Below are 25,026 nucleotides of genomic sequence, written 5' to 3'. Positions count from 1 at the left end.
ACATTTTATAAAGTAATTGCCGTAAAGCGTTTTACAATAGCCCATTAAACTTAAGTATTACTGATTTTACCACCAAACTACGAAGCATTTTTCTATAATTCCACTTGGTTTTTTTATCCATAATAGCGGTGCTCTTTTATGGTTATGTTTCTCGGCTATAGATGTAAGTGCATCCTCGTGCTTTATATAAGTTCTCTCAAGATGAGGCTCATGCAACCACTCATTTTTGAGCGTGATATAAAAAGTGTATTCTTTAAAGTCACTGGTGTTTAAACCCTCCATACGTATCCAATACCCAACAATGCACTGCTCGTTGAGTGGCTCAATAGTAGGTGATAGCTGGCCGTAAGGTTTAAAAAGCTGTGCTAGAAAATAGGTTTGTTGCTCTAATTCGTCAGGATCTATATCAAGGGTGGAGAGGGTAGTGCGTCCTTCTGGAGTGAATACAAGAGGTAGCTGTTTATCTCTCGTTTTTTCCATTTTGGTAAAAAAACTATCTTTTCTATTGGGTCCTACAAGTCTATGTAGAGGCTCTTTAATCGTGTCATCCAAAATGTAGAATTTGTAGGTGAGCTCAATGTGGATCTTTTTGCTTTCGCGAAAGCGGTCTTCTACTATAAAATCTAATTCTCCAATAGTATTCTTATCTCGTAAAATCTGAATGTTGTGTGCCAGTACTTTATAGCGCTCTGTGTGGTTTAAAAGTTGTTTGAATATATACTCAATTTGATGACCTAATCTAATTTTTGAGGGAATAGGCTGCGTAACAAACGTAGAAAGATCAATGCTAGGCATTTCAAACTGGGAAAGGCCAAATGCTGTTTGCGTCCAAAGTGGTGGCGTAGCTAAAAATCCATTGATATGCTTCATAAGTTAAAAATACTGATTATGAATCCATAACAAACAAAAAGAGCTGTCGCAATAATTGGGATAGCTCTTTAAATGATTTGCGTTGGGGCTTACTTGAGCCACCCTTTTGATGCGCTATAACGACTCCACCAGTATTCAAAAATCGCGAGTACAATTATGATTAGTGGAAATATGAGTCCTTCTCCCACACCAAAAAGCTCCATAGCACCTGCAAAACCTATATTGTAAACTGTATGTATAATTACAGCAATAAGAGATATGGCATAAACTTGAACAGCTTTTGTTTTTCTAGTAATCAGTAATATGGCTGCAAGGAGACCGCCTATTGTTGAAATACCGTATAATATTTTTGACCATATAGGTGTTGCATTTATAGCAGCCATTTGTTCATCACTATAAGTGCCAGCGAGTGCATCGGTAAAGAAGTTGTCTACTATAAAAGCACTGGCTCCCATAAAATTCCAAAGAAGTAAAACAATTGCTATTACCCAAAATAGCGTAGAGGGTTTTTGTGAAGTCGTCATAGAGATTGGTTTTTAAATAGTTGTGTTTTAATTTACAATTATTTTTTAACTATCAAACTTTAATTGGTGTAAGGCTATTACTTTTGAAGAATGTTTGACAAGCGCTTTTATTACCTTCTTAAGATTCAATATTTAGGATTTCGTTATCATGGCTGGCAGAAACAGCCAGACGTTCTTACTGTAGAACGTATGATGGAACGTACTTTTTCATATGTATTAGATCGTAAAAACTTTAAACTACTTGCTTCTGGAAGAACAGATGCAAAGGTTTCGGCAAATGTGGCTTATGTTGAGTTATTTTTAAATGATAGTCCGCTCCCTGAAGATGGATTTCTCACGCTTCTTAATGATAATTTACCTCAAGATATAAGATGCCTTGAGATAACCCAAGTAGATAAGAAATTTAATGTGATGGATGCTCCTATAGCTAAGGAGTATGTTTATTTATTTTCTTACGGTGAAAAAAATCATCCCTTTGCAGCACCTTACATGATTAATATCGCTGGATCACTTGATATTGAGTTGATGAAAGAGGCTGCGCGATTATTTGAAGGAGAACATGATTTTAGGTCTTATGCTTATAAGCCTAATCCAGAGACAAAGACTATTGGTAATATATCTTCTTCTCTAATAGAGACAAACGAACTATATACAGCAAATTTTTTTCCTAAGGAAAGTTTTGCCTTTCGCGTAAGCGGTAAAGGTTTTAAGAGACATCAAATAAGATTAATGATGGGGATGCTGTTTGATATAGGCGAGGGTAATGTAGATTTAGACTTCTTCAAGAAAACGCTAGATGCTAGCAATGATATTAAATTGACTAGAATTGCTCAAGCCAGCGGATTATTGCTTCAAAATGTCCAGATTTAACAATCTTAACAAATTGTTCATTGCATTAATAAAGGTTTAACCCAAAGCTTGTTTTTGTTATAATCTCTTTAACGGCCACAGCTAGAGTGTGCTAGTATCTTTGTATCATAATTAATTGTATAACTAAAAGATAGAAAGATTATGAATAAGAGAGTAGCAATATTAGCAACAGACGGATTTGAAGAAAGTGAGTTAAAATCACCGATGGAGGCAATGAAAGCCGAAGGATTCACCGTAGATATTATAAGTGAGAAATCTGGAACTATAAAAGGATGGGCAGATGGAAATTGGTCTAATTCTTATGAGGTAACAGATACAATAGATAATGTAAGTGCAAAGGATTATAATGCATTAATGTTACCAGGAGGAGTTATTAATCCTGATAAATTAAGACGTAATGATGATGCGCTCATCTTCATTAGAGATTTTTTTAAGCAAAGTAAGCCAGTAGCAGCTATTTGCCACGCACCACAATTACTTATTGAAGCAGACGTGGTAAAAGGAAGAACAATGACTTCATTTAATAGTATAAAAACTGACTTAGAAAACGCAGGAGCTCTGTGGGTGGATAAAGAAGTTGTGGTTGATGAAGCGTTAGTAACAAGTAGAAATCCAGATGATTTACCAGCCTTTAACGCTAAGTTAATTGAGGAAATTAAAGAGGGAAAGCATGATTTACAACATGCATAATTTGTTATCAAATTGACAATATTAAAACCATCACTTGAATGTGATGGTTTTTTAATGCCTTTACGTTAGATAATGCATACCTTACTTAAGATTGAGGATTGCAGCTCTAATATTAGATAACTAATTTAGTAACTCAGCAAAAATAACATATGACTACTTCGATACCTCAATCTACTTTATCTTTTCTAGAATCCTTACGTGAGAATAATTCGCGTGAGTGGATGACAGAGCACAAGAAAGATTATCAGGCTAATGAGAAAGCCTTAAAGCAAATTTACGCCTCTATAGTAGATGGACTTAATGAAACTGATGAAATTGAGAAAATTAAGGTCTTTCGTATTAATAGGGATGTAAGATTTAGCAATGACAAAACTCCTTATAACGTACATCGTTCTGCAAGTTTTAGTAGAGTAGGAGCACACCGTCGAGGTGGATATTATTTAAGAATTGAGCCTGGTAATAAATCTGCAATAGCAGGCGGTTTTTTTAATCCAGAACCAGCCGATTTGAAACGTATACGCACAGAATTTCAAATGGATGCTAGTGAGATACGGGAGATTCTTTCTGATACCGCTTTCGCGAAAGCGTTTGGAGGCGCCTTTGATGCATGGAATCCTGTCAAGACAGCACCTAGAGGTTTTGACGTAAATGATCCGAATATTGATCTCATAAGGCTCAAAAACTTCGTAGTAAGGAAAAACTTTACTGATAAAGAAATTACATCTCCAGATTTCACAAAGATTGCCTTGAGTCACTTTAGATTACTAAGACCCTTTTTTGATTATATGAGTGACGTATTAACTACTGACCTCAATGGGGAATCATTACTTTAGTTTTATTTCTGCTTATTCTTATTCTTATTCTTGACTCTTTTTCTGTTTACGAAGTAGACAATAATTAAAAGAACAGGTAATATTATAAATATTAATAGCTCTATAGGCGATGAAGGATCTATAGGGCTATTATTTTGCGGTTTAGGTACGTCTGTTGGTATTTGCATAACTATAAAGTGTCTATTGTTTCTTTAGGGATGTCAAAAAGTTGCACTTGACTTATAAGACGTTCCCTTATTAAGTTAGCGATTCGTTTATTATAAGCAGAAGAATCCCTATTATATTGTAGATATTCATCTACAGTAAAGTGACCTACAATCATACCTCTAATGCTATTGCGAAATTTCATATCCTTGTTTACTGCATTTTCAATATACAGTAATCGTTTTTCTAAACTCAAATTATGAAAGACATTCTTTCTCTTTATAATGTATGACTTGAATACTTCTATAAGCAGCGGGTTTTGAAGCTTTACAATGGGTCTAAGCGTAGCATTCTGAAAGCGCTCTTCATTACTCATTTGGTCATGTACTTTTGCCTTAGGTATTTCCGGTCTAATCCTTTTAATATCGTTTGGTCTATCATTCATGGCACTTTGTTTTTATTTAAAGTTAAGCAATGATAAGGGGGCTCGCAATTGATATGCTATAACTTCTCAATACTTTATTAACGAGCAAAGCCCCCGATAAATCGGAGGCTCTGCAATTAACACTTAAAATAATCTTGCGACTAGTTAAGTTTAAAAGTAACTCTACGTACTAACTGACGTGCAGGAGCAGAAGCTTTATCTACAGAAGCATCTTCACCGTTTCCAGTTGCAGTAAGACGGCTAGCAGAAATTCCTGCTGCTATCATAATATCCTTTACTTTTTGTGCTCTTCTTTCAGAAAGACCTTGGTTAGAAGATGCATTTCCAATTTCGTCAGCATATCCAACTAATTGAGCAGATGCACCTGAGTTCTCAGACATGTACTTGATTAGGTAGTTAATTGATTCTAAGCTATAAGTTTCTGGCTTAGTACTATTGAATTGGAAATATACATTTACATACCCTTCATTGATAAGTTTCTTGATTACATCTCCTCCAGTTTTCATTTCTGGTTGAGTAGTAACTATATCTCCTTTTTTAGCATAACGTATATCTAAAGAAGATTCTAATTCATCAGGAACTCCGTTTCCGTTTTTGTCTACAGCGATACCTTTAGTATCTACAGCAACACCAGATACAGTGTTAGGCTCACGATCTAAATAATCAGCAACACCATCTTGATCAGTATCGATAAGATCAGTCTCTAACTTAGTAAGACGATTTTGTAAATCTGCGATTTGCTCTTCAGCAACATTTTCTCTTGAGTAGAAATCTGCATGCTTGTCTGCTTTACCTAGATATATATTAATACCTGCAGTAGCATTTACGTAAAAACCATCAAATCCGCTTACTTGACCTTGATCTTGTAAACCATCAAATGTCAGATTTTGACGTACATTTCCAACTACTGTTAAGTCAGCTACAAGTGCTATTCTATTAGTAATTTTTACTTGTGGAGTAATACCAGCCATAAAGCTTAACATTTGGTCTCCATCTCCAAAATTTCTTACTGCTGCAGGAGCATCAGTTGTTAATTGTGAATATCCCATACCCCCGTGTACTAGTACATTGAAAGTATCAGTCCATTCTCTGAATCCAAGAATGTTACCTGCGTTTACAACACCTTCTAGTGAAAAATTGTAAAGAGCAGTATCAAATTCACGACTCTCGTCATCATTTCTGAAGCTATTATAAGCAACTCCTCCTTTAAGTCCAAACTTCTCATTGAACATGTATCTTACTCCGCCAGTTACAGTGTAAAGAGATGGAGTGTTAGAGTAAAATCCAGATGATAATGGTCTTACAGCTTTGTTAACACCACCAGTAAGCTCTACAGACCACTTATTAAAGTCATTTGTAGGAGTATCAGTTTCTTGTGCATTTAATGCTAATTGCATTCCAACAAGGGCAACTATAGCAAGTGAAATTTTTTTCATAATAAAGTATTTGTTTTGAAATATTCAAGCCGCAAAAATACCAATATTTAAGTCTTGGTCAAGGGATTTAGTATTAATTAACGCCTTATTATCACAAACTTAACACAAAGTGTAGATTGTAGTATTAGTCATAAAATATGGTGCTATTATTTGCATTATTGTTAATGAAATCCTTAATTGTTGTGATAGTCTAAATTTAATTTTGGTATTTGTTAATTATTATTAAATAAGAGAGCTATATTGATTCATAAAAATATTTTTGTAAAAAAAAAAGAATTATGAAAAAGGCAAATACTGAATTTGAAATATTACCAATTTTAGCAACTAGATGGAGTCCAAGGGTTTTTACTAACGATGTGATAAAGGAAGAGGAACTCCGTACGATGTTTGAAGCAGGTAGGTGGGCAGCTAGTTCTAATAATTTACAACCTTGGTTGATTATATGGGGAATAAAGGGAACTCCTGCTTTTGATCGAATTTTTAGTTGTCTTGATGAGTTCAATCAATCTTGGGCAAAAAACGCTCAAGCACTATTTTTAGGTGGCTATAAAAAGACTAACGATGACGGTAAGGAGAGTTTTCATGCTTTGCACGATTTAGGATTATTCATGGGTAACGTTTCTGCACAAGCAGAGCACATGGGTATAGCACTGCATCAAATGGCTGGAGTAAATTATAAAAAAGCAATGTCAGAGTTTAGTGTGCCGGATGATTATCATATTGCGACTGGTATTGCCGTAGGATACTACGGTGGAGATGTTGATAAGCTTCCTGAGGATTTACAAGGAGAAGAAACAAAACCTCGTTCAAGAAAGAAACAAGAGTCTTTCACTTTTAATGGAGACTTTAATGAAGATACTTTTAAAGGAGAATAATTTTAAAAATTTTCCATAACTAAAAGAGCCACATATTAAATGTGGCTCTTTTTATTGTTAATTAATCTACTTGATGCTCATCATCTGTATTAGAAGAAATTTCAGGGCTTTCGCCTATAGGGTGCTTTTCAAGACCAGCAGAGTCAACGTCGATAAATTGCATAGCTTGCGACGGAGTTGTGATTTGTTTCGCTCGTTTCCCTTGTATTAATATAGGGTTTTGAATAGCATTAGGATTATTCTGTATAAATTTAATCCAGTGGTCATCACTCATTGTTGCATCTTTAGCAAAGTCATCCACATCTGGATGGTCTTTAGAAACTAGTTCGTCTATGCTTGCACCAAGTAAATCTGCCACTTCACTCCACTGCGTTCCAGTAAGTCCTGCTTCTGTAATGTTGATTAAATTCAGTTTTGCATTGCTACTTTTTGCATAACCAAGCGTTTGTTTTCCAATACTTGATTCAGAAGAGTAGATTACTATTAGTTCATTATTATCTGTTGCTAGTGTCATATCAGTTGGCATGGTGATTAATGTTAGTGGTGAGACTGCATTTTTTCTTTCTTTTTTCTAAGTTGGCGCTCTACTTCACCTATTGCTTCCTTTAATGAAGGATAAAAATCATCAGAGCTATGTTCAGCATATAATCTTGGACCAGGCATACTTATTTGTACTCCGGCTATTTTTCCAGTTTGATCACTTGATGTGTTTTCAGTTTTAAAGAAAACATCTGCTCTATGTGCAAATTGATATTTATCACTTAATTTTTTTAATTCCGCTTTCGCGAAAGCTTCTAATTCTGCACTTGCAGTTACGTCGTGGTATTCAAATATTACTTCCATAGTATTTATTTTTAATTAAGATAGTTATTATTTGTCAGCTAGCTGACGAAGGCTAAGCGGAAATTCTTTCACACCGCCATAAAGTTTAATTTCTTGTATATCTGCAGGCATATAATACCCAGCATCTTCTAAAGCTTCTTTTACATTGCGTACTACATTCCCTTTTGTAATCAAAGCTTGTTTTCTAAAGTCTTTAGTATCTACCCAAAAGAATACTTTTAAATTTACTGTACTTGTGGCAAGTTCATCTTCAATGACAAAGTTTTCATGAATTTCATCATTAATTACATTAGGCTCTTTAGCTAGCGCCTGTAATACTGTTTCTTTTGCGCCTTCTATATTATCCTCGTATGCAATCCCTATGATAAAATCCCATCTAAAAAAGCCATCTTCTGTATAATTGGTAACCGGTTCTGTAAGTACATCACTATTAGGGATATAAACATCTTTGCCATCAAAGGTCTTTAACTTTGTATATCTAAGATCAAGTGTTTTGACTTTACCAAAGTTCGAGCCTATTTCAACAGTATCATCAACGTCGAAGGGTCTATTAAAGGCAAGTATAATTCCTGCAATAAAATTTTCACCAATATCTTTAAAAGCAAATCCTAGTACAACAGCACTCGCTCCAGCTGCCGTTAGTATTCCTGCAGCGATACCTCCCAAACCTGCAGCTCTTAATGCGAGCATTATAGCTATGATAATGAAGGTGTATCTAATTGCCGTTCCTAAAAATTTACTCATCAAAGGATCTTCTGTTCTGGCAGAAATTCTTCGTCTAGCAAATTTTCCTATCCATCCAGCTATTAAAATCCCCAAGACAACAATAAGGATACCCATTGCTATTTGTGGTAGCTGATCGATAAAATTGCTTACAGAGTCTTGAAATGCTTCTGTAACAGACGTTTTTGTATTTTGTAAAGACATAATTCTGATTGGTTCATTAAAAATACTGCTCCTACCTGCATTTATTCTTAAAACCTTATCAATTCACATTTTGTTAAGACCTTTTAGTACAAGCGAGTTAAAATGCTCTTAACCTTTCTCATTTACCACTAGGCACGTATTAACTTTATAAAAAAATGACTTATGAATATAGTATCTACAAATCCGTACAACGGAACAGAAGTAGCCAAAATAAAAGCCCTCAACTTAGAAGAGATAGAAGATAAAATTGAAAATGCACAACAAACGTTTCTTTCTTGGCGCAATACCTCTTTTGCAGAGCGCTCACAACATCTTAATAATGTAGCAAAAGAATTAAGAAAGAATGCTCGAGAATATGCAGAGATGATGACCAAGGAAATGGGTAAACCCATCTCTCAAGCTATTGCCGAAGTAGAGAAGTGTGCCTGGGTATGTGAATATTATGCAGATAATGCACCATTACAACTAGCACCTAAAGAGATAAAAACAGATGCTTCCAAAAGTTATGTGCGATATGAACCTATAGGTGTTGTACTTGCGGTAATGCCATGGAATTACCCATTCTGGCAAGTGTTTAGATTCATTGCTCCAGCGCTTATGGCAGGTAATGTAGGTGTATTAAAACATGCAAGTAATGTAATGCAAAGTGCAGAAAATATTCAAAAAGTCTTTGAACGTGCAGGACTTCCTAAGGGATGTTTCCAAAATATGGCGGTAGGAAGTGAGCGCATTGAAAATATCGTTCGAGATTCTCGTATTAAGGCAATAACACTTACAGGTAGTAAGCCAGCAGGAGCAGCCGTAGCAAGCACGGCAGCAAGCGAGATTAAAAAATCTGTGCTTGAGTTAGGAGGTAGTAATGCGCTAGTAGTTTTTGATGATTGTAATTTTGAGGAAACGGTACTAACGTGTGTGCAAGCGCGTTTTCAAAATACAGGTCAGAGTTGTATCGCTGGAAAGAGACTTATTATTCATGAAAGTATTCAAGACAAGTTTTTAGAAGCTTTCGCGAAAGCGGTGACAGAATTAAAATCTGGTGACCCTATGGATGAAGATACCTATATTGGAGTAATGGCTCGTGAAGACCTTGCTGAAGAGTTAGAAGACCAACTAAATAAATCAATTGCCGAAGGAGCAAAAATTTTAATAGGTGGACACAGACAGAAGGCTTATTTTGAGCCAACGATAGTTACAGGAGTGACACCAGAGATGACAATATTTAAAGAAGAAACCTTTGGGCCTGTTATAGGAGTAACAACATTTAAAACTGACGAGGAGGCATTACATCTAGTAAATCAATCTGATTTTGGCTTAGGAGTATCCATTTTTACAGAGAGTGAAGAACGCATGGAGACCTTAATACCGCAGTTTGAAGATGGTGCTGTATTTGTAAATGATATGGTTAAGAGTAACCCTAATCTTCCTTTTGGAGGAACAAAAATTTCGGGATACGGTCGCGAACTCTCCATAGACGGTATTCAAGAGTTTGTAAATAAAAAGACGGTTTATATTAAATAATAGCCCGCTTTCGCGAAAGCGCAAAACATAAATAGCCGATTCATAATTTTATGAATCGGCTATTTTATAGATTATATTAATGATACTGTTTCTAATTTAAGGCATATTCTGATACCTCCTTTACACTGCCAACAGTAATCTTATCTTAGCTACACAAAACAAAGTTTATGAAATTTGGCGTAGTAGACATCCAGAGTTAACTACTAGTACTTTTTAAATATTAAGATTCAAATCAAATAATATTATTAGCAACATAAAGGGAAATAAAAAGATCTATATTTTTTAATAATTAATAATTATGTGTGGATAAAAGTTAATAACTACACTGTTATTCAGGTTGTTGGTTAGGGATTTGTTTTTATTTTTAAAAAAAAATCATATGTCAAAAAAAAATGGTAGTAATTTAGGAAGTAAAAAAGCAAATAATAACAAAAGTGGCTCTGCAAAAATCGTCAGACTTGCTGATGGTAAGGCATCAAAAAATGGAGCTGCAGGATTAAAAGGACTAAGAGTTACAGTTCGACCCAAAAAATAAGGACATAAAGAATTACTATAGTTATTAAACCTGATAACATTAGTAATACTGAGAAAAGATTCAAATACTTAGTTTTCATATCATATTTGTTTTTTTTCTTGTCAAATTCTTCACTGCTTTTTTTTTCACCCTTATCTAACGTTTTGTGTCCAATATCTTTCAATTGAAGTTGTGCATATTTAACTTCATAAATATTTGCTTCGTATGAGCTAAGTTGCGAAAGAAAATTCAAAATAATGGATATAAGAAAGAATATACCCGATAGGAAAATTATTGATTTAAATTGGATTAGGTTTTCGCTTTGTTTTAATTCTTTTAAACTTTCAAATAAAACAAAAAGACCACCTCCGCAAAGAGTTATTATTAATAAATCCATTCTTCTCATGGAATAATTAATATTTTCATTTACATTATTAATATGGTTATTCCACATTTCGTATTGTAAAAAATCAATTGATTTTTCTTTATTTTTTTTTGTTTTATTTCCTTTCATTTAAAATTTAATTTAAACCAATGTTAATTAGTTTATTATATAATATCTAATATAAAGTGTTACAAATTATATTTGTATTATAAATATCAAAAATTTTAATATATAATTTCCATCTTAAATTGTGGCGATATTCTGCTTCTTTTTAGATAATCATAACTTAGAGAAACCTAAAAGTGTTCACAGAAGTTTTAATTAGCGCAGCAATTTGCGGAAGGCTTGGAAAACCAACCTACCATTAGATATAAATCTTCATATCCCTCATAGTTCAAGTGGTGGAGTAAATACCTTATTTTAATGAAGAATGTATACATAGTTATGGGCGTTTCCGGTTGCGGAAAAAGTACCATAGGTAAGATGTTATCTAAGCAATTACAAGTTCCTTTTTACGATGCAGATGATTTTCATCCCCAAGTTAATGTAGATAAAATGGCATCTGGCACACCATTGCAAGATGAGGATAGATGGCCGTGGCTCGATAGCCTAGCTCTAGAGATACAACAGTGGTCAAGTGATAAAGGAGCGGTACTTGCTTGCTCTGCACTTAAGGAGAGTTATAGAGAGCGTTTATTTTCTAATTCCGCTTTCGCGAAAGCAAAACAAAACTTTATCTATCTTGATGCAAATTTTGAAGCATTAAGCAAACGGCTAGCTTCTAGAAAGAATCATTTTTTTGATCCTTCATTATTGCAATCACAGTTTGATACACTAGAAGTACCCCATTATGGTGTTCATGTGGAAGCAACCTTAGCAAAAGAAGACATCATTAGAAGAATACAACAAATTATAGAACAATAGGTTTATGGATTATCAACTACTTCTGGCTGTAATTGTTGGAATTTCTGTCTTACTTTTTTTAATCCTTAGGCTTAAAATTCAGGCATTTCTAGCACTGCTTATTACTTGTATTGTAGTAGGTGTAATTGCTGGTATGGAACCGAAATCTATTCTCGATTCCGTAAAGAATGGAATGGGAGGGACCTTAGGTTTTGTAGCAACGGTAGTGGGGCTTGGAGCTTTATTTGGCGCTATTTTAGAACGATCAGGTGGAGCACAGCGACTAGCAGAATCCTTATTAAAAAAGTTTGGGATAGATAAATCTCCTTGGGCAATCATGCTCACTGGATTTTTTGTGGCTATTCCCGTATTTTTTGACGTAGCATTTATCATTTTGATACCTATCGTTTATGCATTGCAGAAGAAAACGGGAAAGTCCTTGCTTCTCTATGCTATTCCGCTGCTTGCAGGACTAGCAATCACGCATACCTTTATACCGCCCACACCAGGACCTATTGCTGTAGCCGAAATTTTAGGAGCCGATCTTGGTTATGTTATAATATTCGGGTTTTTAGCCGGTTTACCTGCGGCTGTTATTGCTGGGCCATTACTTGCACGATATTTATCAAAAAGGATGCATATCACATCTCCAGAAGATATGGTGACAGAAATGGAAGTGCCAGCAAATGCACCAAGTGCAGGTAGCATATTACTTATAATAGCGATTCCTATTTTCTTAATAGTATGTAATACTGTACTTAACAGTCCACTATTTCAGGAAGGAACTTTACCTAGTTGGCTGATTTTTGGAGCAAATTTACTAGGTCATCCATTTGTTGCACTTATCATTGCAAATGTTGTTGCGTGGTACTTCTTAGGAATTAAAAGAGGATTTACTAGAGATGAACTTCTTGATATTTCAACAAAATCTCTCTATCCAGCTGGAGTTATTATTTTACTAACCGGTGCCGGTGGAGCTTTTAAACAAATACTAATAGATACCGGAGCAGGAACAATGATTGCCGAGAGTTTAAGTGGTGACTTCTTTCCTCCTGTGGTTTTTGGTTTTCTCGTTGCGGCTATTGTAAGAGTATTGCAAGGAAGTGCAACGGTGGCTATGATTACCGCCGCTGGAATAACAGCTCCGTTGTTAGGTTTAACAGAAACTAGCGCGCCACAGCTAGCAGTGCTTGTAATTGCAATAGCTTCAGGTGCTAGTATATTTTCTCATGTAAATGACAGTGGCTTTTGGCTCGTGAAGCAGTACCTTGGTCTCACAGAGAAAGAGACATTTAAGTCATGGACAGTCATGACTTCACTCATTGCAATCGTAGGACTTGTTGTATCTACGGTACTCTGGTTTATAGTATAAATTTAATTTCTTCGAAATGAGAATAGTAATATTTTTTTTAAGTTTTATTATTTGCTCTTGTGGCAATGCAGAGTTAGTAACAGTCAATAGAACTCAAGTTCAAAATGAGAAACCTACAGATTTAGAACGGAAAACTATAGAGAATCCTGAGTATTCAAAAGGAGATGTTACTAGTTTATATATCCAAGCTGCAAATTTCGGAGCCAAAGGTGATGCTATCCAATTGGTTGATTTTAGTGTAAAAGGAAATGAACTTAGGTCAAATTCGGCATTATTTACAGATGCGGATAGAGGAAAAATAGTAAGTATTGCAAGTGCAGGTGATGGTGGTCAACATTTATTGAGCACTATTTATAAGGTAATAAATCCTACCACTGTATTATTGAATGATCGAGCTTTAAATAATGTTAGCAATGTCATGGGGAGTTATGGCACTGATAATATAATACCATTGCAAGATGCCATTAATGCATCAATCAAAGGCGGTTTAGATTTACGTGTAAATGAAGGAGTATATTTAATTGGAGACATAAATTCTAAAACAAAACAGACATCACTAAGAATTGAAATGACTCAATCTGGTCAAAGTTTTAAACTGATTGGTGCTGGAAAGAATAAAACTGTTTTCAGAGAACTTGATGGTAAGACACAACGTTTTGGGAGATACACTAAAATATTTTACCATTATTTGAATAATAAAAATAATATTAATGAGATTGAACTGTCAGATTTTTCAATTGATAAAAATGGACGATCATTGACAAAAATTCCATCTTCACTATATGAATGGGAGCAAGCGCACGGTTGGTCTTGGGCATCTAGTAAGAATGCTCCAGAAAGAATAGAATCAATCAAACTTAAGAATCTTGAAATTATTGATAAAATTGGAGCGGGTATAAATTTTTCAGCTGCCTCTACAAAAGTGGGTCGGGTAATTATAGAAAATATCACAGAAAAAGATTTCAACGGCTACAATCGTCCAAATTTAAAGTATGGACAACGAGGTGATCTAGAAATAAGCTGTTTTAGTGATAATATTTTAATGGAGAATCTTGACTTGAGATATATACAAGTTGAACCTGTCGCGAGTTCTGTATCTACAAGAGAAAGGCAGAGGCATGCTATCATGAGAAATAGTACTATTAGCACTATTGAGTATACGGAAGGTGATTATGGTGATCCAATGTATAGTTCATTGAAAGTAGACAATGTAACCTCTACTGATTTTGTAGTAAGATCTATCCGCTTTGAAGCCGTTAATAGTACGCTAACGATTAAGAGACTACTAAATTCGGTAGATGGAGTATTTGATAATTGTAAAATCTTATTACCATACGATATCAATTCTAATACAATTAAATCTGTAAATGCCTCCTATTTAACAACGCTTGGTAAGATAAAAAATAAAATTCTTTTTAATAATTGTTCATTTACTATTGATAGTAATAATAAAAATATAATTCCTAAAGGATTTGCCATTTATCCGAGTAGTAAAGTGATGGATGTAACATTAAATAGTATCAGTATAACTAATAGCACATTTGATAAGCGCTTAGAGGGTTCTATATATGCTTATGGAAATGGTGAGTGGAATTTAAGTAATAACAAACTAGCTGGCAAAAAAACGATTATTACAGGTGGAAGTTATGGTGTATATGCTAGTGCTTTAAATCTGTCAAATAATACGATAGATGAGCTTTCATCAGGTTCTATATATGTTAACAATAATAACCAGTTGTGGACTATAGATTTCAGTAGAGAAAATAAAGCTGTAGAAGAGAGATTAAAGCTCAAGAAGCCTGGTATCTTTGAGCCTAGACAAATAAAAAAATAAGATAGGTATTAAAAAAAAAGAGCTAAATTTATGAAAATTAGCTCTTTTAATTTAATGAGTGTTGCGCTTTCGCGAAAGCGAACTACTATATCCCCGTATAATTTTGAGGAGTAATTGCTTTTAATTCTTTCTTAATTGCCGCGCTTACCTCAAGTGTATCTACAAACTCAGCCATAGACTTCTTTGTAATCTTACTGTTTACTCTAGTAAGTGCTTTAAGTGCTTCATAAGGATTAGGATATCCTTCTCTTCTTAAAATAGTTTGGATAGCCTCAGCTACTACTGCCCAGTTATTCTCTAGGTCGGCAGCGATTTTTTCTTCATTTATTAATAGCTTGTTCAATCCTTTTACAGTAGAACGTAATCCTATTAATGTATGTCCTAATGGAACACCTATGTTTCTCAATACTGTACTATCCGTAAGATCTCTTTGTAGTCTTGAGATAGGTAGCTTTGCAGAAAGGTGCTCAAAAATAGCGTTTGCAATACCTAAGTTTCCTTCACTGTTTTCAAAGTCAATTGGGTTTACTTTATGTGGCATTGCACTAGAACCTACTTCTCCAGCTTTAATTTTCTGCTTGAAGTAATCCATAGACACATAGGTCCAGAAATCACGATCAAGATCAATTAAAATTGTATTTATACGCTTTAATCCATCAAATAATGCCGCCATGTGATCATAGTGCTCTATTTGTGTAGTAGGGAAGGAGTGGTGCATTTTAAGCGTGTCATGTACAAATGACTTTCCAAATGCTCTCCAGTCTATAGATGGGTATGCTACTTTATGTGCGTTGAAGTTTCCTGTAGCACCACCAAACTTTGCAGCACTAGGAATATCATTTAATAGATTAAGCTGCTCCTCTATACGAACTACAAAAACCTCAATCTCTTTTCCTAAACGAGTAGGAGAAGCTGGTTGTCCATGAGTACGAGCTAGTAATGGAATATTTGCCCACTCGTCTACAAGCTGCTTAAGGTGATCTACAACCTCCAATAGTTCTGGAATATATACTTGATTCATCGCGTCTTTAAGGGACATCGGGATCGCAGTATTATTAATATCTTGAGACGTTAATCCAAAGTGGATAAACTCCTTGTAAGATGAAAGGTCAAGTGCATCAAACTTTTCTTTGATAAAGTATTCAACCGCTTTTACATCGTGGTTTGTTACTTTCTCAATGTCTTTTATTGCCTGCGCATCTTCTGTAGTGAAGTCTTGGTAAATTTCGCGCAAAGCGGTAAAAACACTTTTATCTACGCCTTCAAGTTGCGGAAGTGGTAGCTCACACAAGGCGATAAAATATTCTACTTCTACTTTTACTCTGTATTTGATAAGTGCGGCTTCAGAAAAGAAAGGAACTAAAGTTTCTGTTTTTGAAGCGTAACGACCATCAATAGGTGAGATGGCTTGAAGTGGTGACAACGACATTTGTTGTGATTTTAGTTAAGGGACAAATATATATAGAAGACTTCGTCTATCCGAATTCTAATGCAAAAATCGACAGATTATAATAGGCCTCTTGCTTTAATTTCTAGATATTTATTAATAGTACTTACCGTGAGATCATCTGGCTTAGTTAATATGGTTTGAATACCGTATTGTTCAAGTCGTGCAACCATTACTTTTTTATCAAGATCTGCTTTTTGGGCAATCGTTTTGTGATACACCTCGGGAAGTGTTTTGGCAGGTGTTGCAATAAGCTGATCGAGTTCTGTGTTTTGGAAAAAGATAACCACCAAGACATGTTTTCGCGAAAGCGCTTTTAAATAAGGTAACTGTCTTTCAAGCGCAGTTATGTGCTCAAAATTTGTGTACAATAGTAGTAAGCTGCGTTGTGTGATTTTACGTTTTACTTGGTTGTATAACGCACCATAATCACTGTCTAAAAACTTAGTATCAATATTGTAAAGCACCTCTAGAATAGTCTGCAAGTGCGTTTTTTTACTACTCGCAGGAAGGTGATTTTTAATAGTCTCTGCAAAGGTGAGCATGCCCACTTTGTCTTTTTTCTTTAAAGCAATATTAGAAAATGCCAGCGTACTGTTAATCGCATAATCCAGAAGCGTCAGGCCTTTAAAAGGCATCTTCATCACACGGCTAGCATCTATGAGCGCATATACAGGTTGCGACTTCTCGTCTTGAAACTGATTTACCATCAGGCTCGCACGCTTTGCCGTTGCTTTCCAGTTAATGGTACGTGCATCATCACCAGGGACGTAATCTTTAATTTGCTCAAACTCCATCGTGTGTCCCAGGCGGCGTATTTTTTTCATGCCGTGCATAGTAAGTCTATTATCTAGGGCAAGAAATGCATACTTTTTCATCTGGATAAAAGATGGGTACACCTTTACCATCTGATCTTTCTCAAAGCGGTAGCGACGTTTTACAAGTTTGAGCTTTGTACTCACATACACATTGAGATGCCCAAAAGTGTACTCACCGCGCTCTGTAGGACGCAAGGAATATACAAATGATCTTGTTTCTCGTGCTGGAATCTCAATTACTTTACTAAAATCACGTTTTTGAAACTGCTCTGGTATTTCATCTATAATATCAAGCGTTACTGCAAATGGGTATTTATTCTCAAGAATTACAGGTAGCTCGTTTGCATCACTGTTTGAGAATTTTTCTGGTAGTTCTCTTACACCTTTTATTTTTCCGCTTGCGCGAAAAAGAACTAATGCATCCACAAAAAATGCGAGCACCAATAATAGCAGTAAGATATTAGTGATTCCAAATAGGCTATTAAACCAATAGGAAATCAAATAAAGTACACCGATAACTCCCAGCGCATAAAACAGGCGCTGGTGAACAAAAAAACCTTTTATAAATCTTATAATAGCCACTATTATCGTGGTATTTCAACAGATTGAACAATCATATCGATCACTTGCTCTGTGGTCATTCCTTCCATTTCACGCTCTGGAGCGAGTATTAAACGGTGACGCATTACTGGTATAACCGCACGTTTTACATCTTCTGGAATCACAAAGTCTCTACCTGCAATGGCAGCAAATGCTTTTGAAGCATTCATGATAGCAAGTGATGCACGAGGAGATCCTCCAAGGTATAAATGTGGGTGCGTTCTAGATTTTACAACAATCTCTGCGACATAATTTAAAATCTTTTCTTCTATAAGCACTTCTTGTGTTTGCTTTCTAAAATCTGCAAGCTTAGCTGGATTAAGTACAGCCTCAATACCTTTTTGTGGAGCACCACCCTTACGATCGTGATGACTCTGCAGTATAGCTACTTCTTGTTCTAGTGTAGGGTAATCTACTTTAATCTTAAATAGAAAACGGTCTAGCTGTGCTTCTGGTAGTGCATATGTTCCTTCTTGCTCTACTGGGTTTTGAGTTGCAAGCACCATAAAAGGAGGTTCCATGGTATATTTTGTGCCATCTATAGTAATCTGGCGTTCTTCCATAGATTCAAAAAGTGCAGCTTGTGTCTTGGCTGGTGCACGGTTAATCTCATCAATAAGGACGATGTTTGAAAATATAGGACCTTTCTTGAATTCGAACTCGCTAGTTTTCATATTAAGAATCGAAGTTCCTAATACGTCACTTGGCATCAAATCCGGTGTAAACTGTATACGTCCAAACTGTGTGTCTAGAGTTCTTGCAAATAACTTTGCAGTTACTGTCTTTGCGATACCAGGAACACCTTCTATGAGAACGTGACCATCAGAAAGTAAAGCAACAATGAGGAGCTCTATAAATTCGTGTTGCCCAATAATAATTTTACCAAGCTCTGCTCGTATTGCTTCGGCAGCATTGCGTAGTTCTTCTAATGGGATTCTATTAGTAAACGCGATTCCTTCATCTGCTTGATTTACATCTTGCGATGGAGTAGGAGTAGCATTAGTGATTCCATCTGTTGTATTATCTGGATCTTGTGGTGTGATATCGTCCATTATTTTTGATTTTTAAATGCTTCTATGCGTTTATTAAGTTCTAATAATTCTTCCTGACTTATGATTTGCTTAGCTCTTAAAGCCACCATATAATTAATCAGTAATTTAGTTTGCTCTAGTGTGTTGCTGCTTTTGGATGCTAGCTTATTGATAAATCCTTCACTTATCACATTGGTGTCTAGAGCATAGTTACTGCGTATGAACTCTAGAAAATGACTTATTTGATGGCTCACGATGCTCTTGTGATCTTTCTTATCAAGATACATTCCCGCAATAGTCTTTGTAAATGTGAGCGTCTGGTTAGGTAGTGGTTTTATAATTGGGATAGCTCGCTGCTTGCGCCTTCCTTCAAAAACCACCCATAAAAAAGCACCTATAAGTAGGATGTAATATGCCCACTTCAAATATCTATTTTGAAAGAATATATACAGCGGACTCGTATAAATAGTTTTACCATTTTTATAATTATTATCCCAGTAAAGCACTTCATTCTGATCTAGATATGACAGTGCATTCTTTGTATATGTATAGTTATCCTCTCTTAATATAAAATAGTTGGTAAACGTCTCAGGCATAAGATGGATGATAATCTCACCTTTACCAAAATCTTGTTTTATAAAATTTATTCTAGGCTCTGCGACGGTTATGGTGTCTTTGTCAACCATGAGGCCAAACTCCCCTAAAGCAACCGTATTAATAGTATCTAACTCTTCAAAAAAGGCAGCGGTGGTCTCAACGTCATGATGATAAGGAGTTTCTCTACGTAAGCTTGGGTTTACAAGATTTACAAGCGGCTTGCGCTCAAAATTATCATAATCATAATATAGATCAGTTTCTAGAGACAAGGTATCTAGTATAGTCTCTCCAATACCTCTTGCTGCAATAAATAGCGTGTTGCCCTCACTTACCCATGATAACAGTTTGAGTGATTCGTCTTCACTAAAAAGGATGTAATCATTTACAAATAAGTAAGTACCACGTGCATCCGTACTATCTGACATAAACTCATAAGGAGGTATGCGCACTTCCTTAAACTTATCCTTTTTCCAGTTGTTTTCTAGTAGATCGTGTAACACATACGTTCCGTAAGGGATTTTATCTGTCTTCGTATAACTTGGATACCAGTTTATATCTTCCTTAGTACTTGACTCCATATAAATAACGAGTGCAAGAGCAAGTAGTAGCACACCAGCAATTACTTTAAATTTATTGCTCATAGCTCATTATTTATTTGGGTGAAAGAGGTTTTTGCTTTCGCGAAAGCGGTCTCATCAACCTCAAAATTTCCATACCAGATATAGTCGTAAATATCTGTCACTTTTCTGAACTGGTTTCTTAAATTAAGATCTTCTATCTCGAATAAATAGTCATGATTTGTTTTCTGTACTTGCCAGTATATAAGATCTTGAGCACTCATTTTCTGAAGTACACGTAGATAATAAAAACGCACAGCTAGTCTATAATTACCAGCAGCAATAGCCTGCTCAATGAGTTGGTCCAGGTCTTGTCGCTGTATGAGTTCCTCATCATCAGATAATAATGTCTCCGGAGCTTTTATTTTTTCCATTAATAAGGAACCGCTATCTATTTTCATAAATAGCCATACAAAGAATACTAGTAAACCTATGATTAGCAAATAGGGTAGTAGTTCTACTACGACTGCCCAGATACCAGATGCTTCATTACCACCAGTAAGCCAGCGTATGAAGGCGCTATATAAGTCATCAATTTTTCTTTTAAAGCGTGTCCACCAGGTATCTTCTGGAGTCGCTTCTTTATAATTGAACTCATCGTCTTGTTTGTACTCATCAAGACTATTTTCAGAGATGGGAAGCGGTATTACTGTTCCCTCATCATAAGAAACAATACCACGAGGATCATGATAGGTGTTTTCGGGATAGATTACTTTCTCTTCAACGATTTCCTCAGTAGTAGTTTCTTCTTTAGTTTGTTGTATAGCAGTAGCTTTCGCGCAAAGCGAACATAGAAACAGCATACATAGCAACCACAGTTTATGCATTATCGCTGCCTATATTGTTTATCTGATCAAGACTTCCTGCCTGATTTTTACGCTCGTTAAGGTTGAAATAAATAAAGTTTGTAGAGATAGCGAGTATAGTGTATAAGATATAGTTCATTGCAGAGGCAAGAACCTGTAACACAAGATAAACGTTATCAAAAAGCGCTGTAGGATCACCCATAGAACCAGATTGTACACTAGTTATAGTCTTAATAAGCGTATAAATAACCACGGGAACTTGAAAAACAAAGCCAATTACCCCAATTAAAAAACCAATGATGATAAGCGTTATAAACGTCATCCACCATTCATCTTTAATCAAGCTTGAACTCTCTTTTATAGTTTCCTTTATGCTAAGATTCTTGTTTATAAGCGTAGGAAAGATCACACTAAGCTTCACATAAACATAAAGTAATGGGAAGATAGCTAGTATCACAACTAAGACACCTATAGCCTCAGATCCTGTTGCAAATATGGCACCACCTAATCCCACAGGAACTAATGCGACAACTAGGATGATCAATAAGTTTGTAAAACCTAGACCTAAAAAGGTTCCAGTTTTTGACTTAATAGTATCTACTACTGTAGTAGGATCAGGAACGTCACCTCCAGCGATGTAAGCTTTTATATATTCAGAAACGCTTCCATAAAGCATTGAGTTGTATATAATACCCACAATGGCAAGGCATGCAACGGAGATGAAGAAACTACTCATATCTGATCCATCACCAAAACTTGTTAAGAAATTTGCACCCGCTGTAGATTTTGTATAGAATCCCACCGCGACAATGAGAAGAATAAATGGGATGGCACAAGTGCGCACAAGTACAGAAAGAAGTGGTTTTGCATTACGGCGTAAGAAGGTGAATGTATCACTTATGATCTGGCCAAGTTCACGCTGTTTTCTAAATTCCACTAGTTTAGTTAAGGTCATTAATTATAAATTTTCAAGATTAGGAATAAGCGCTAGTCTAGCAGCTTCTTCTTTATGTTTTTTAATAGGGTAGTACACGTAATAAAATATGATTAAAGCGAGAGAGCTTGCGATAATTACAATTGCAAGCCAGTCTGGCATTTCTGTATGTCTTGTTACAAACCCTTCTAGAAAGCCTGCTATCACAAAAAGAGGTATGGTGCTTACAACGATTTTGAGACCATTTTTCATTCCTCTTTTAAAAGATTCTAGGCGTGTGTATGTTTGAGGAAATAAAATAGAATTACCTAGCACCATGCCTGCGCATCCTGCTATGATTATTACTGAGATTTCTATAGTACCATGTATCCATATAGTACGCACAGATTCCCAGCCTACGCCTTGCTCAAAAAAGAAGTATTGAAAACTGCCTAGCATGATAGCGTTGCGCATGATGATGTACAACGATCCTATGGTTAAGAAGATTCCATACACAAAAGCCATCAATGCTACTTTTATGTTGTTTATGGTAATCCCTAAAAACATATTGAGCTCTCCTTGCTTCTTATAAACACCCATAGGGTCTCCTTTCTCAATATTACTGAGTGTCATGTTTACATAACCGTCACCCATAATGCTTCTTACAAAAGACCCGTCATTTGCAGCGCTGTAAGCGCCTATAATACTAAACAGTAAAAAGGTTAAAAAAGCGATAAGCAATTGTCGCTGGTAGCGATACATAATAAGTGGGAACTCCTCTGTGAAGAATGTTATAAAGCGCTTACTTGACTCACGTTTTGTCTTATAGATGATTTGATGAGACTGAGAGGCGAGGTGATTTAAATACTCTAAAGTCTTGCTTTGAGGGTAAAATGTTTGCGCATAACTTAGGTGATCTGTCACTTCCATGTAAAGACTAGATAGCTCATCTGGATGAATCTGATCTTTGTTGACCAGAACACTTTCAAATGTTAACCATTTATCCTTATTTTGCTTGACAAAAGCAGCTTCACGCATATACACCTTGTTATAGAGGTAAAGAAAAAGAATATATGGATAACTTTCAAATAGAAACCGCCCAAAATGTAAGTATTTATCAGAATGTTGCGAGCATAGGCGATCGCATTCTTGCATTCCTAATTGATGGATTGATTTTGATTGCTTATTGGATTTTTTCTTTGTTTTTAATAGCACAGTTTGGGTTAGACTCCCAGTCTATGGGGGATTTATGGGTTTACTATATGGTGCTGGGCTTGCCTATTTTTCTTTATTACATTCTTTTTGAAACATTCTGGGACGGAAAAACACCGGGGAAAGCGGCAATGAAAATTAGAGTAGTCAAGCTAGATGGTTCAAAACCAGGTTTTGGAAGCTATTTTGTACGGTGGATTATGCGCATTGTTGATATTGCAGGTTCCTCTGGGGGTATTGCCGTAGTTAGTATATTAATAAGCGAGAAAGGACAGCGCTTAGGAGATATGGCAGCAGGAACTACCGTAATAACAGAAAAGAAACGTGTGCGTCTTTCTGATAGTCTCATAGTAGATATTCCTTTAGATTACGTGCCTACTTATCCTCAAGTTACCGTCTTTAATGATAAAGATGTACAGCTTATTAAAACACTATTTTTAAATGCTAAGCGCAATGGTAATCACAATGTGATTATAAAACTAGCAGATAGGCTCAGGGAGAAAATGGATGTAACTACTCCAGACGAGAACAATATTCAATTTGTAGAGCGTGTCCTTGCAGATTACAACTACTATACACAGCAATAATGGAGATTACTACAATTATTGATATACTCGGGACAATATCCTTTGCAATATCCGGAGCGCTTACGGCTATGCGTAAAAAAATGGATGTTTTTGGCATTCTTATTATTGCGCTTGTCACTTCTGTAGGTGGTGGTACTTTGAGAGATATACTCATAGGGAAAACCCCTGTGAGCTGGATGCTCAATATGACGTTTGTGTACGTAATATTTGGAACGACCATCATAGCTATTATTTTTAGAAGTCAGCTCAAGTATGTTAGACGTTCCTTATTCTTGTTTGATACTATTGGAATTGCTTTATATACGATGGCAGGAGTTCAAATAGCAAGTGCAGCAGGTTTACATCCCGTTATTTGTGTAGTGCTAGGTACTATTTCTGCATGTTTTGGTGGAGTGTTGCGTGATATATTATGTAATGAAATCCCTGTGATTTTTCATAAAGAGATATATGCCACCGTATGTATACTAGGCGGAAGTATCTATTTGTCACTTGAAACTTCTGGCTTACCTAAAGTATATGCGATGCTTATTGCAGGCAGTATCACTATTCTTATAAGAACACTCGCTGTAGTAAAGAAATGGAGCTTACCTAGTGTTTATAGGAAACAGCAAGCATAAAAAAAGGTTTCTGCGCTAGCAAAAACCTTTTAAAACCTAATAGACTCTTTAGAAAACAGGTTTAAAATATTTTAAAGGCTAATTCAAATAATTTATAAAACCAAAAGTTAGTTCCAGTGTTGAGACTACAGTATATACTCATAGACGAGAAAAAGTGAGCAAAGTTTCAAGGCATGTATTGAATTAACAATTTTTTAACCTGGGAAGGCTTATTTGGACTGAAAAGCCTCAAAAAACAAAATCCCGAGACTCGAGTTCTCGGGATTTCTTTGCTAGGTATCGTTTTTAATAAACACTAACCATCAAAACGAATTAAAAACGTTCCTAACAAATAAGTTAACTTACCCTATAGACGGTTTAATTGAGTCAACGTTACACCATAATTATTATTTAACTTTACCTTATGTTAAAAGCTACCATGGTTATAGGCGCTTCATTGAAGCCACAGAGATATTCACATAGTGCAATTATACGTTTAGACGCTCTAAACATTCCTGTCATTGCAATCGGTCTAAGAGAAGGAAAAGTAGGCACTACGCAGATTATTACATTTGATACAGCGGTCGCACAATGTGATACTCTCAAAGAAAACCTGGATACCATTACTTTGTATCTCAATCCACAGCGTCAAGAGGAGTATTATGATTTTATCATAGACCTCAACCCTAGGCGTGTGATTTTTAATCCAGGAACAGAGAATCCTGCATTTGCCATGAAATTACAATCTAAAGGTATTCTTACAGAATCTGCATGCACCCTTGTTATGCTCGCTACGGGTCAATATTAAAGCGGTAGTTT

At 35.6% G+C, this 25,026-nt stretch carries 27 protein-coding genes; 12 read left to right on the top strand and 15 right to left on the bottom strand.

What is annotated here, in order from left to right:
- Nucleotides 1–66 precede the first annotated feature (66 nt).
- Both ACJJVW_RS00355 and ACJJVW_RS00350 read right to left on the bottom strand, forming a co-directional pair.
- Nucleotides 67–870: a DUF1853 family protein gene (locus ACJJVW_RS00355; RefSeq protein ID WP_405250360.1), complete on the bottom strand. Its 804-nt coding sequence runs from the start codon at nt 868–870 to the stop codon at nt 67–69.
- Between the two features lie 89 nt (nt 871–959).
- Nucleotides 960–1,394: a hypothetical protein gene (locus ACJJVW_RS00350; protein ID WP_405250359.1), complete on the bottom strand. Its 435-nt coding sequence runs from the start codon at nt 1,392–1,394 to the stop codon at nt 960–962.
- Nucleotides 1,395–1,484: 90 nt separating this feature from the next.
- Here ACJJVW_RS00350 and ACJJVW_RS00345 point away from each other — a divergent pair, with 90 nt between their 5' ends.
- The 3 genes from ACJJVW_RS00345 to ACJJVW_RS00335 all read left to right on the top strand — a co-directional run bounded on the left by ACJJVW_RS00345 (nt 1,485) and on the right by ACJJVW_RS00335 (nt 3,787).
- Nucleotides 1,485–2,264, top strand: coding sequence for a tRNA pseudouridine synthase A (locus ACJJVW_RS00345; RefSeq protein WP_405250358.1), 780 nt, complete (start codon nt 1,485–1,487; stop codon nt 2,262–2,264).
- Nucleotides 2,265–2,405: 141 nt separating this feature from the next.
- Nucleotides 2,406–2,954, top strand: coding sequence for a type 1 glutamine amidotransferase domain-containing protein (locus ACJJVW_RS00340; protein ID WP_405250357.1), 549 nt, complete (start codon nt 2,406–2,408; stop codon nt 2,952–2,954).
- 149 nt (nt 2,955–3,103) lie between these two features.
- Complete coding sequence (locus ACJJVW_RS00335) at nt 3,104–3,787, top strand: DUF2461 domain-containing protein (protein ID WP_298327887.1); 684 nt, start codon at nt 3,104–3,106, stop codon at nt 3,785–3,787.
- 169 nt (nt 3,788–3,956) lie between these two features.
- On the opposite strand, the gene ACJJVW_RS00330 is transcribed toward ACJJVW_RS00335, so the two are convergent.
- Nucleotides 3,957–4,376, bottom strand: coding sequence for a glyoxalase (locus ACJJVW_RS00330; protein ID WP_298327889.1), 420 nt, complete (start codon nt 4,374–4,376; stop codon nt 3,957–3,959).
- Nucleotides 4,377–4,516: 140 nt separating this feature from the next.
- Nucleotides 4,517–5,812, bottom strand: a complete 1,296-nt coding sequence (locus ACJJVW_RS00325) for an OmpA family protein (protein WP_298327892.1) — start codon at nt 5,810–5,812, stop codon at nt 4,517–4,519.
- Between the two features lie 278 nt (nt 5,813–6,090).
- On the opposite strand from ACJJVW_RS00325, the gene ACJJVW_RS00320 reads away from it, so the two are divergent.
- Entirely contained in the window at nt 6,091–6,687 is a 597-nt protein-coding gene (locus ACJJVW_RS00320) for a nitroreductase family protein (protein ID WP_298327895.1), read from the top strand.
- A 61-nt stretch (nt 6,688–6,748) separates the two neighbouring features.
- Here ACJJVW_RS00320 and ACJJVW_RS00315 read toward each other — a convergent pair whose 3' ends face one another.
- Genes ACJJVW_RS00315 through ACJJVW_RS00305 form a run of 3 tightly spaced genes read right to left on the bottom strand, consistent with a single transcriptional unit; the run spans nt 6,749 to nt 8,457 of the window.
- Nucleotides 6,749–7,213 (bottom strand): arsenate reductase family protein, encoded by a 465-nt coding sequence (locus ACJJVW_RS00315; RefSeq protein ID WP_405250356.1) that lies wholly within the window; start codon nt 7,211–7,213, stop codon nt 6,749–6,751.
- 11 nt (nt 7,214–7,224) lie between these two features.
- Nucleotides 7,225–7,530: a ribosome hibernation-promoting factor, HPF/YfiA family gene (hpf, locus tag ACJJVW_RS00310; RefSeq protein WP_298327901.1), complete on the bottom strand. Its 306-nt coding sequence runs from the start codon at nt 7,528–7,530 to the stop codon at nt 7,225–7,227.
- 27 nt (nt 7,531–7,557) lie between these two features.
- Nucleotides 7,558–8,457, bottom strand: a complete 900-nt coding sequence (locus ACJJVW_RS00305; RefSeq protein WP_405250355.1) for a mechanosensitive ion channel family protein — start codon at nt 8,455–8,457, stop codon at nt 7,558–7,560.
- A 162-nt stretch (nt 8,458–8,619) separates the two neighbouring features.
- Here ACJJVW_RS00305 and ACJJVW_RS00300 point away from each other — a divergent pair, with 162 nt between their 5' ends.
- Together ACJJVW_RS00300 and ACJJVW_RS00295 are read left to right on the top strand one after the other, a co-directional pair.
- Nucleotides 8,620–9,975, top strand: a complete 1,356-nt coding sequence (locus ACJJVW_RS00300) for an NAD-dependent succinate-semialdehyde dehydrogenase (RefSeq protein WP_405250354.1) — start codon at nt 8,620–8,622, stop codon at nt 9,973–9,975.
- Between the two features lie 379 nt (nt 9,976–10,354).
- Entirely contained in the window at nt 10,355–10,510 is a 156-nt protein-coding gene (locus tag ACJJVW_RS00295; protein WP_405250353.1) for a hypothetical protein, read from the top strand.
- Here the strand turns inward: ACJJVW_RS00295 and ACJJVW_RS00290 are convergent.
- Nucleotides 10,488–11,003, bottom strand: a complete 516-nt coding sequence (locus tag ACJJVW_RS00290; protein ID WP_405250352.1) for a hypothetical protein — start codon at nt 11,001–11,003, stop codon at nt 10,488–10,490. The two genes, ACJJVW_RS00295 and ACJJVW_RS00290, sit on opposite strands and share 23 nt — an antisense overlap.
- 294 nt (nt 11,004–11,297) lie before the next feature.
- Between ACJJVW_RS00290 and ACJJVW_RS00285 the strand changes: the two genes are divergently transcribed.
- Genes ACJJVW_RS00285 through ACJJVW_RS00275 form a run of 3 tightly spaced genes read left to right on the top strand, consistent with a single transcriptional unit; the run spans nt 11,298 to nt 14,983 of the window.
- Nucleotides 11,298–11,798 (top strand): gluconokinase, encoded by a 501-nt coding sequence (locus ACJJVW_RS00285; protein ID WP_405250351.1) that lies wholly within the window; start codon nt 11,298–11,300, stop codon nt 11,796–11,798.
- A 4-nt stretch (nt 11,799–11,802) separates the two neighbouring features.
- Nucleotides 11,803–13,149 carry a GntP family permease gene (locus ACJJVW_RS00280; protein WP_405250350.1) on the top strand — a complete coding sequence of 449 codons (1,347 nt, stop codon included), beginning with the start codon at nt 11,803–11,805 and terminating at the stop codon, nt 13,147–13,149.
- 16 nt (nt 13,150–13,165) lie between these two features.
- Entirely contained in the window at nt 13,166–14,983 is a 1,818-nt protein-coding gene (locus ACJJVW_RS00275; RefSeq protein WP_405250349.1) for a hypothetical protein, read from the top strand.
- A gap of 85 nt (nt 14,984–15,068) precedes the next feature.
- Here the strand turns inward: ACJJVW_RS00275 and purB are convergent, their stop codons facing one another.
- The 7 genes from purB to ACJJVW_RS00240 all read right to left on the bottom strand — a co-directional run bounded on the left by purB (nt 15,069) and on the right by ACJJVW_RS00240 (nt 22,850).
- The gene (gene purB, locus ACJJVW_RS00270) at nt 15,069–16,412 is read right to left on the bottom strand and encodes an adenylosuccinate lyase (RefSeq protein ID WP_405250348.1); all 1,344 of its coding nucleotides are present in this window, start codon (nt 16,410–16,412) and stop codon (nt 15,069–15,071) included.
- 77 nt (nt 16,413–16,489) lie between these two features.
- Entirely contained in the window at nt 16,490–17,824 is a 1,335-nt protein-coding gene (locus tag ACJJVW_RS00265) for a DUF58 domain-containing protein (RefSeq protein ID WP_405253034.1), read from the bottom strand.
- An 8-nt stretch (nt 17,825–17,832) separates the two neighbouring features.
- Nucleotides 17,833–18,900, bottom strand: coding sequence for a MoxR family ATPase (locus ACJJVW_RS00260; RefSeq protein ID WP_339849068.1), 1,068 nt, complete (start codon nt 18,898–18,900; stop codon nt 17,833–17,835).
- Nucleotides 18,900–20,117, bottom strand: a complete 1,218-nt coding sequence (locus ACJJVW_RS00255; protein ID WP_405250347.1) for a DUF4350 domain-containing protein — start codon at nt 20,115–20,117, stop codon at nt 18,900–18,902. Before ACJJVW_RS00255 ends, ACJJVW_RS00260 begins: the two co-directional genes overlap by 1 nt.
- Nucleotides 20,114–20,920 carry a DUF4129 domain-containing protein gene (locus ACJJVW_RS00250; RefSeq protein ID WP_405250346.1) on the bottom strand — a complete coding sequence of 269 codons (807 nt, stop codon included), beginning with the start codon at nt 20,918–20,920 and terminating at the stop codon, nt 20,114–20,116. Before ACJJVW_RS00250 ends, ACJJVW_RS00255 begins: the two co-directional genes overlap by 4 nt.
- Complete coding sequence (locus tag ACJJVW_RS00245) at nt 20,913–21,854, bottom strand: hypothetical protein (RefSeq protein ID WP_405250345.1); 942 nt, start codon at nt 21,852–21,854, stop codon at nt 20,913–20,915. Before ACJJVW_RS00245 ends, ACJJVW_RS00250 begins: the two co-directional genes overlap by 8 nt.
- Before the next feature lie 3 nt (nt 21,855–21,857).
- On the bottom strand, nt 21,858–22,850 hold the full coding sequence (locus ACJJVW_RS00240) for a stage II sporulation protein M (RefSeq protein ID WP_405250344.1): 993 nt from the start codon (nt 22,848–22,850) through the stop codon (nt 21,858–21,860).
- Between the two features lie 35 nt (nt 22,851–22,885).
- On the opposite strand from ACJJVW_RS00240, the gene ACJJVW_RS00235 reads away from it, so the two are divergent.
- The 3 genes from ACJJVW_RS00235 (at nt 22,886) to ACJJVW_RS00225 (ending at nt 25,015) form a co-directional block, all read left to right on the top strand.
- Entirely contained in the window at nt 22,886–23,611 is a 726-nt protein-coding gene (locus ACJJVW_RS00235; RefSeq protein ID WP_405250343.1) for an RDD family protein, read from the top strand.
- Complete coding sequence (locus ACJJVW_RS00230; protein WP_298327964.1) at nt 23,611–24,228, top strand: trimeric intracellular cation channel family protein; 618 nt, start codon at nt 23,611–23,613, stop codon at nt 24,226–24,228. Before ACJJVW_RS00235 ends, ACJJVW_RS00230 begins: the two co-directional genes overlap by 1 nt.
- Nucleotides 24,229–24,631: 403 nt before the next feature.
- Complete coding sequence (locus tag ACJJVW_RS00225) at nt 24,632–25,015, top strand: CoA-binding protein (protein WP_405250342.1); 384 nt, start codon at nt 24,632–24,634, stop codon at nt 25,013–25,015.
- The last annotated feature ends 11 nt before the right edge of the window (nt 25,016–25,026 follow it).

Origin of the sequence: Dokdonia sp. Asnod3-C12, assembly GCF_045063975.1 — a bacterium.
Classification (GTDB): Bacteria; Bacteroidota; Bacteroidia; order Flavobacteriales; family Flavobacteriaceae; genus Dokdonia.
Note: the sequence above shows the minus strand (reverse complement) of the source record. Positions and strands in the feature narration are given on the sequence as shown.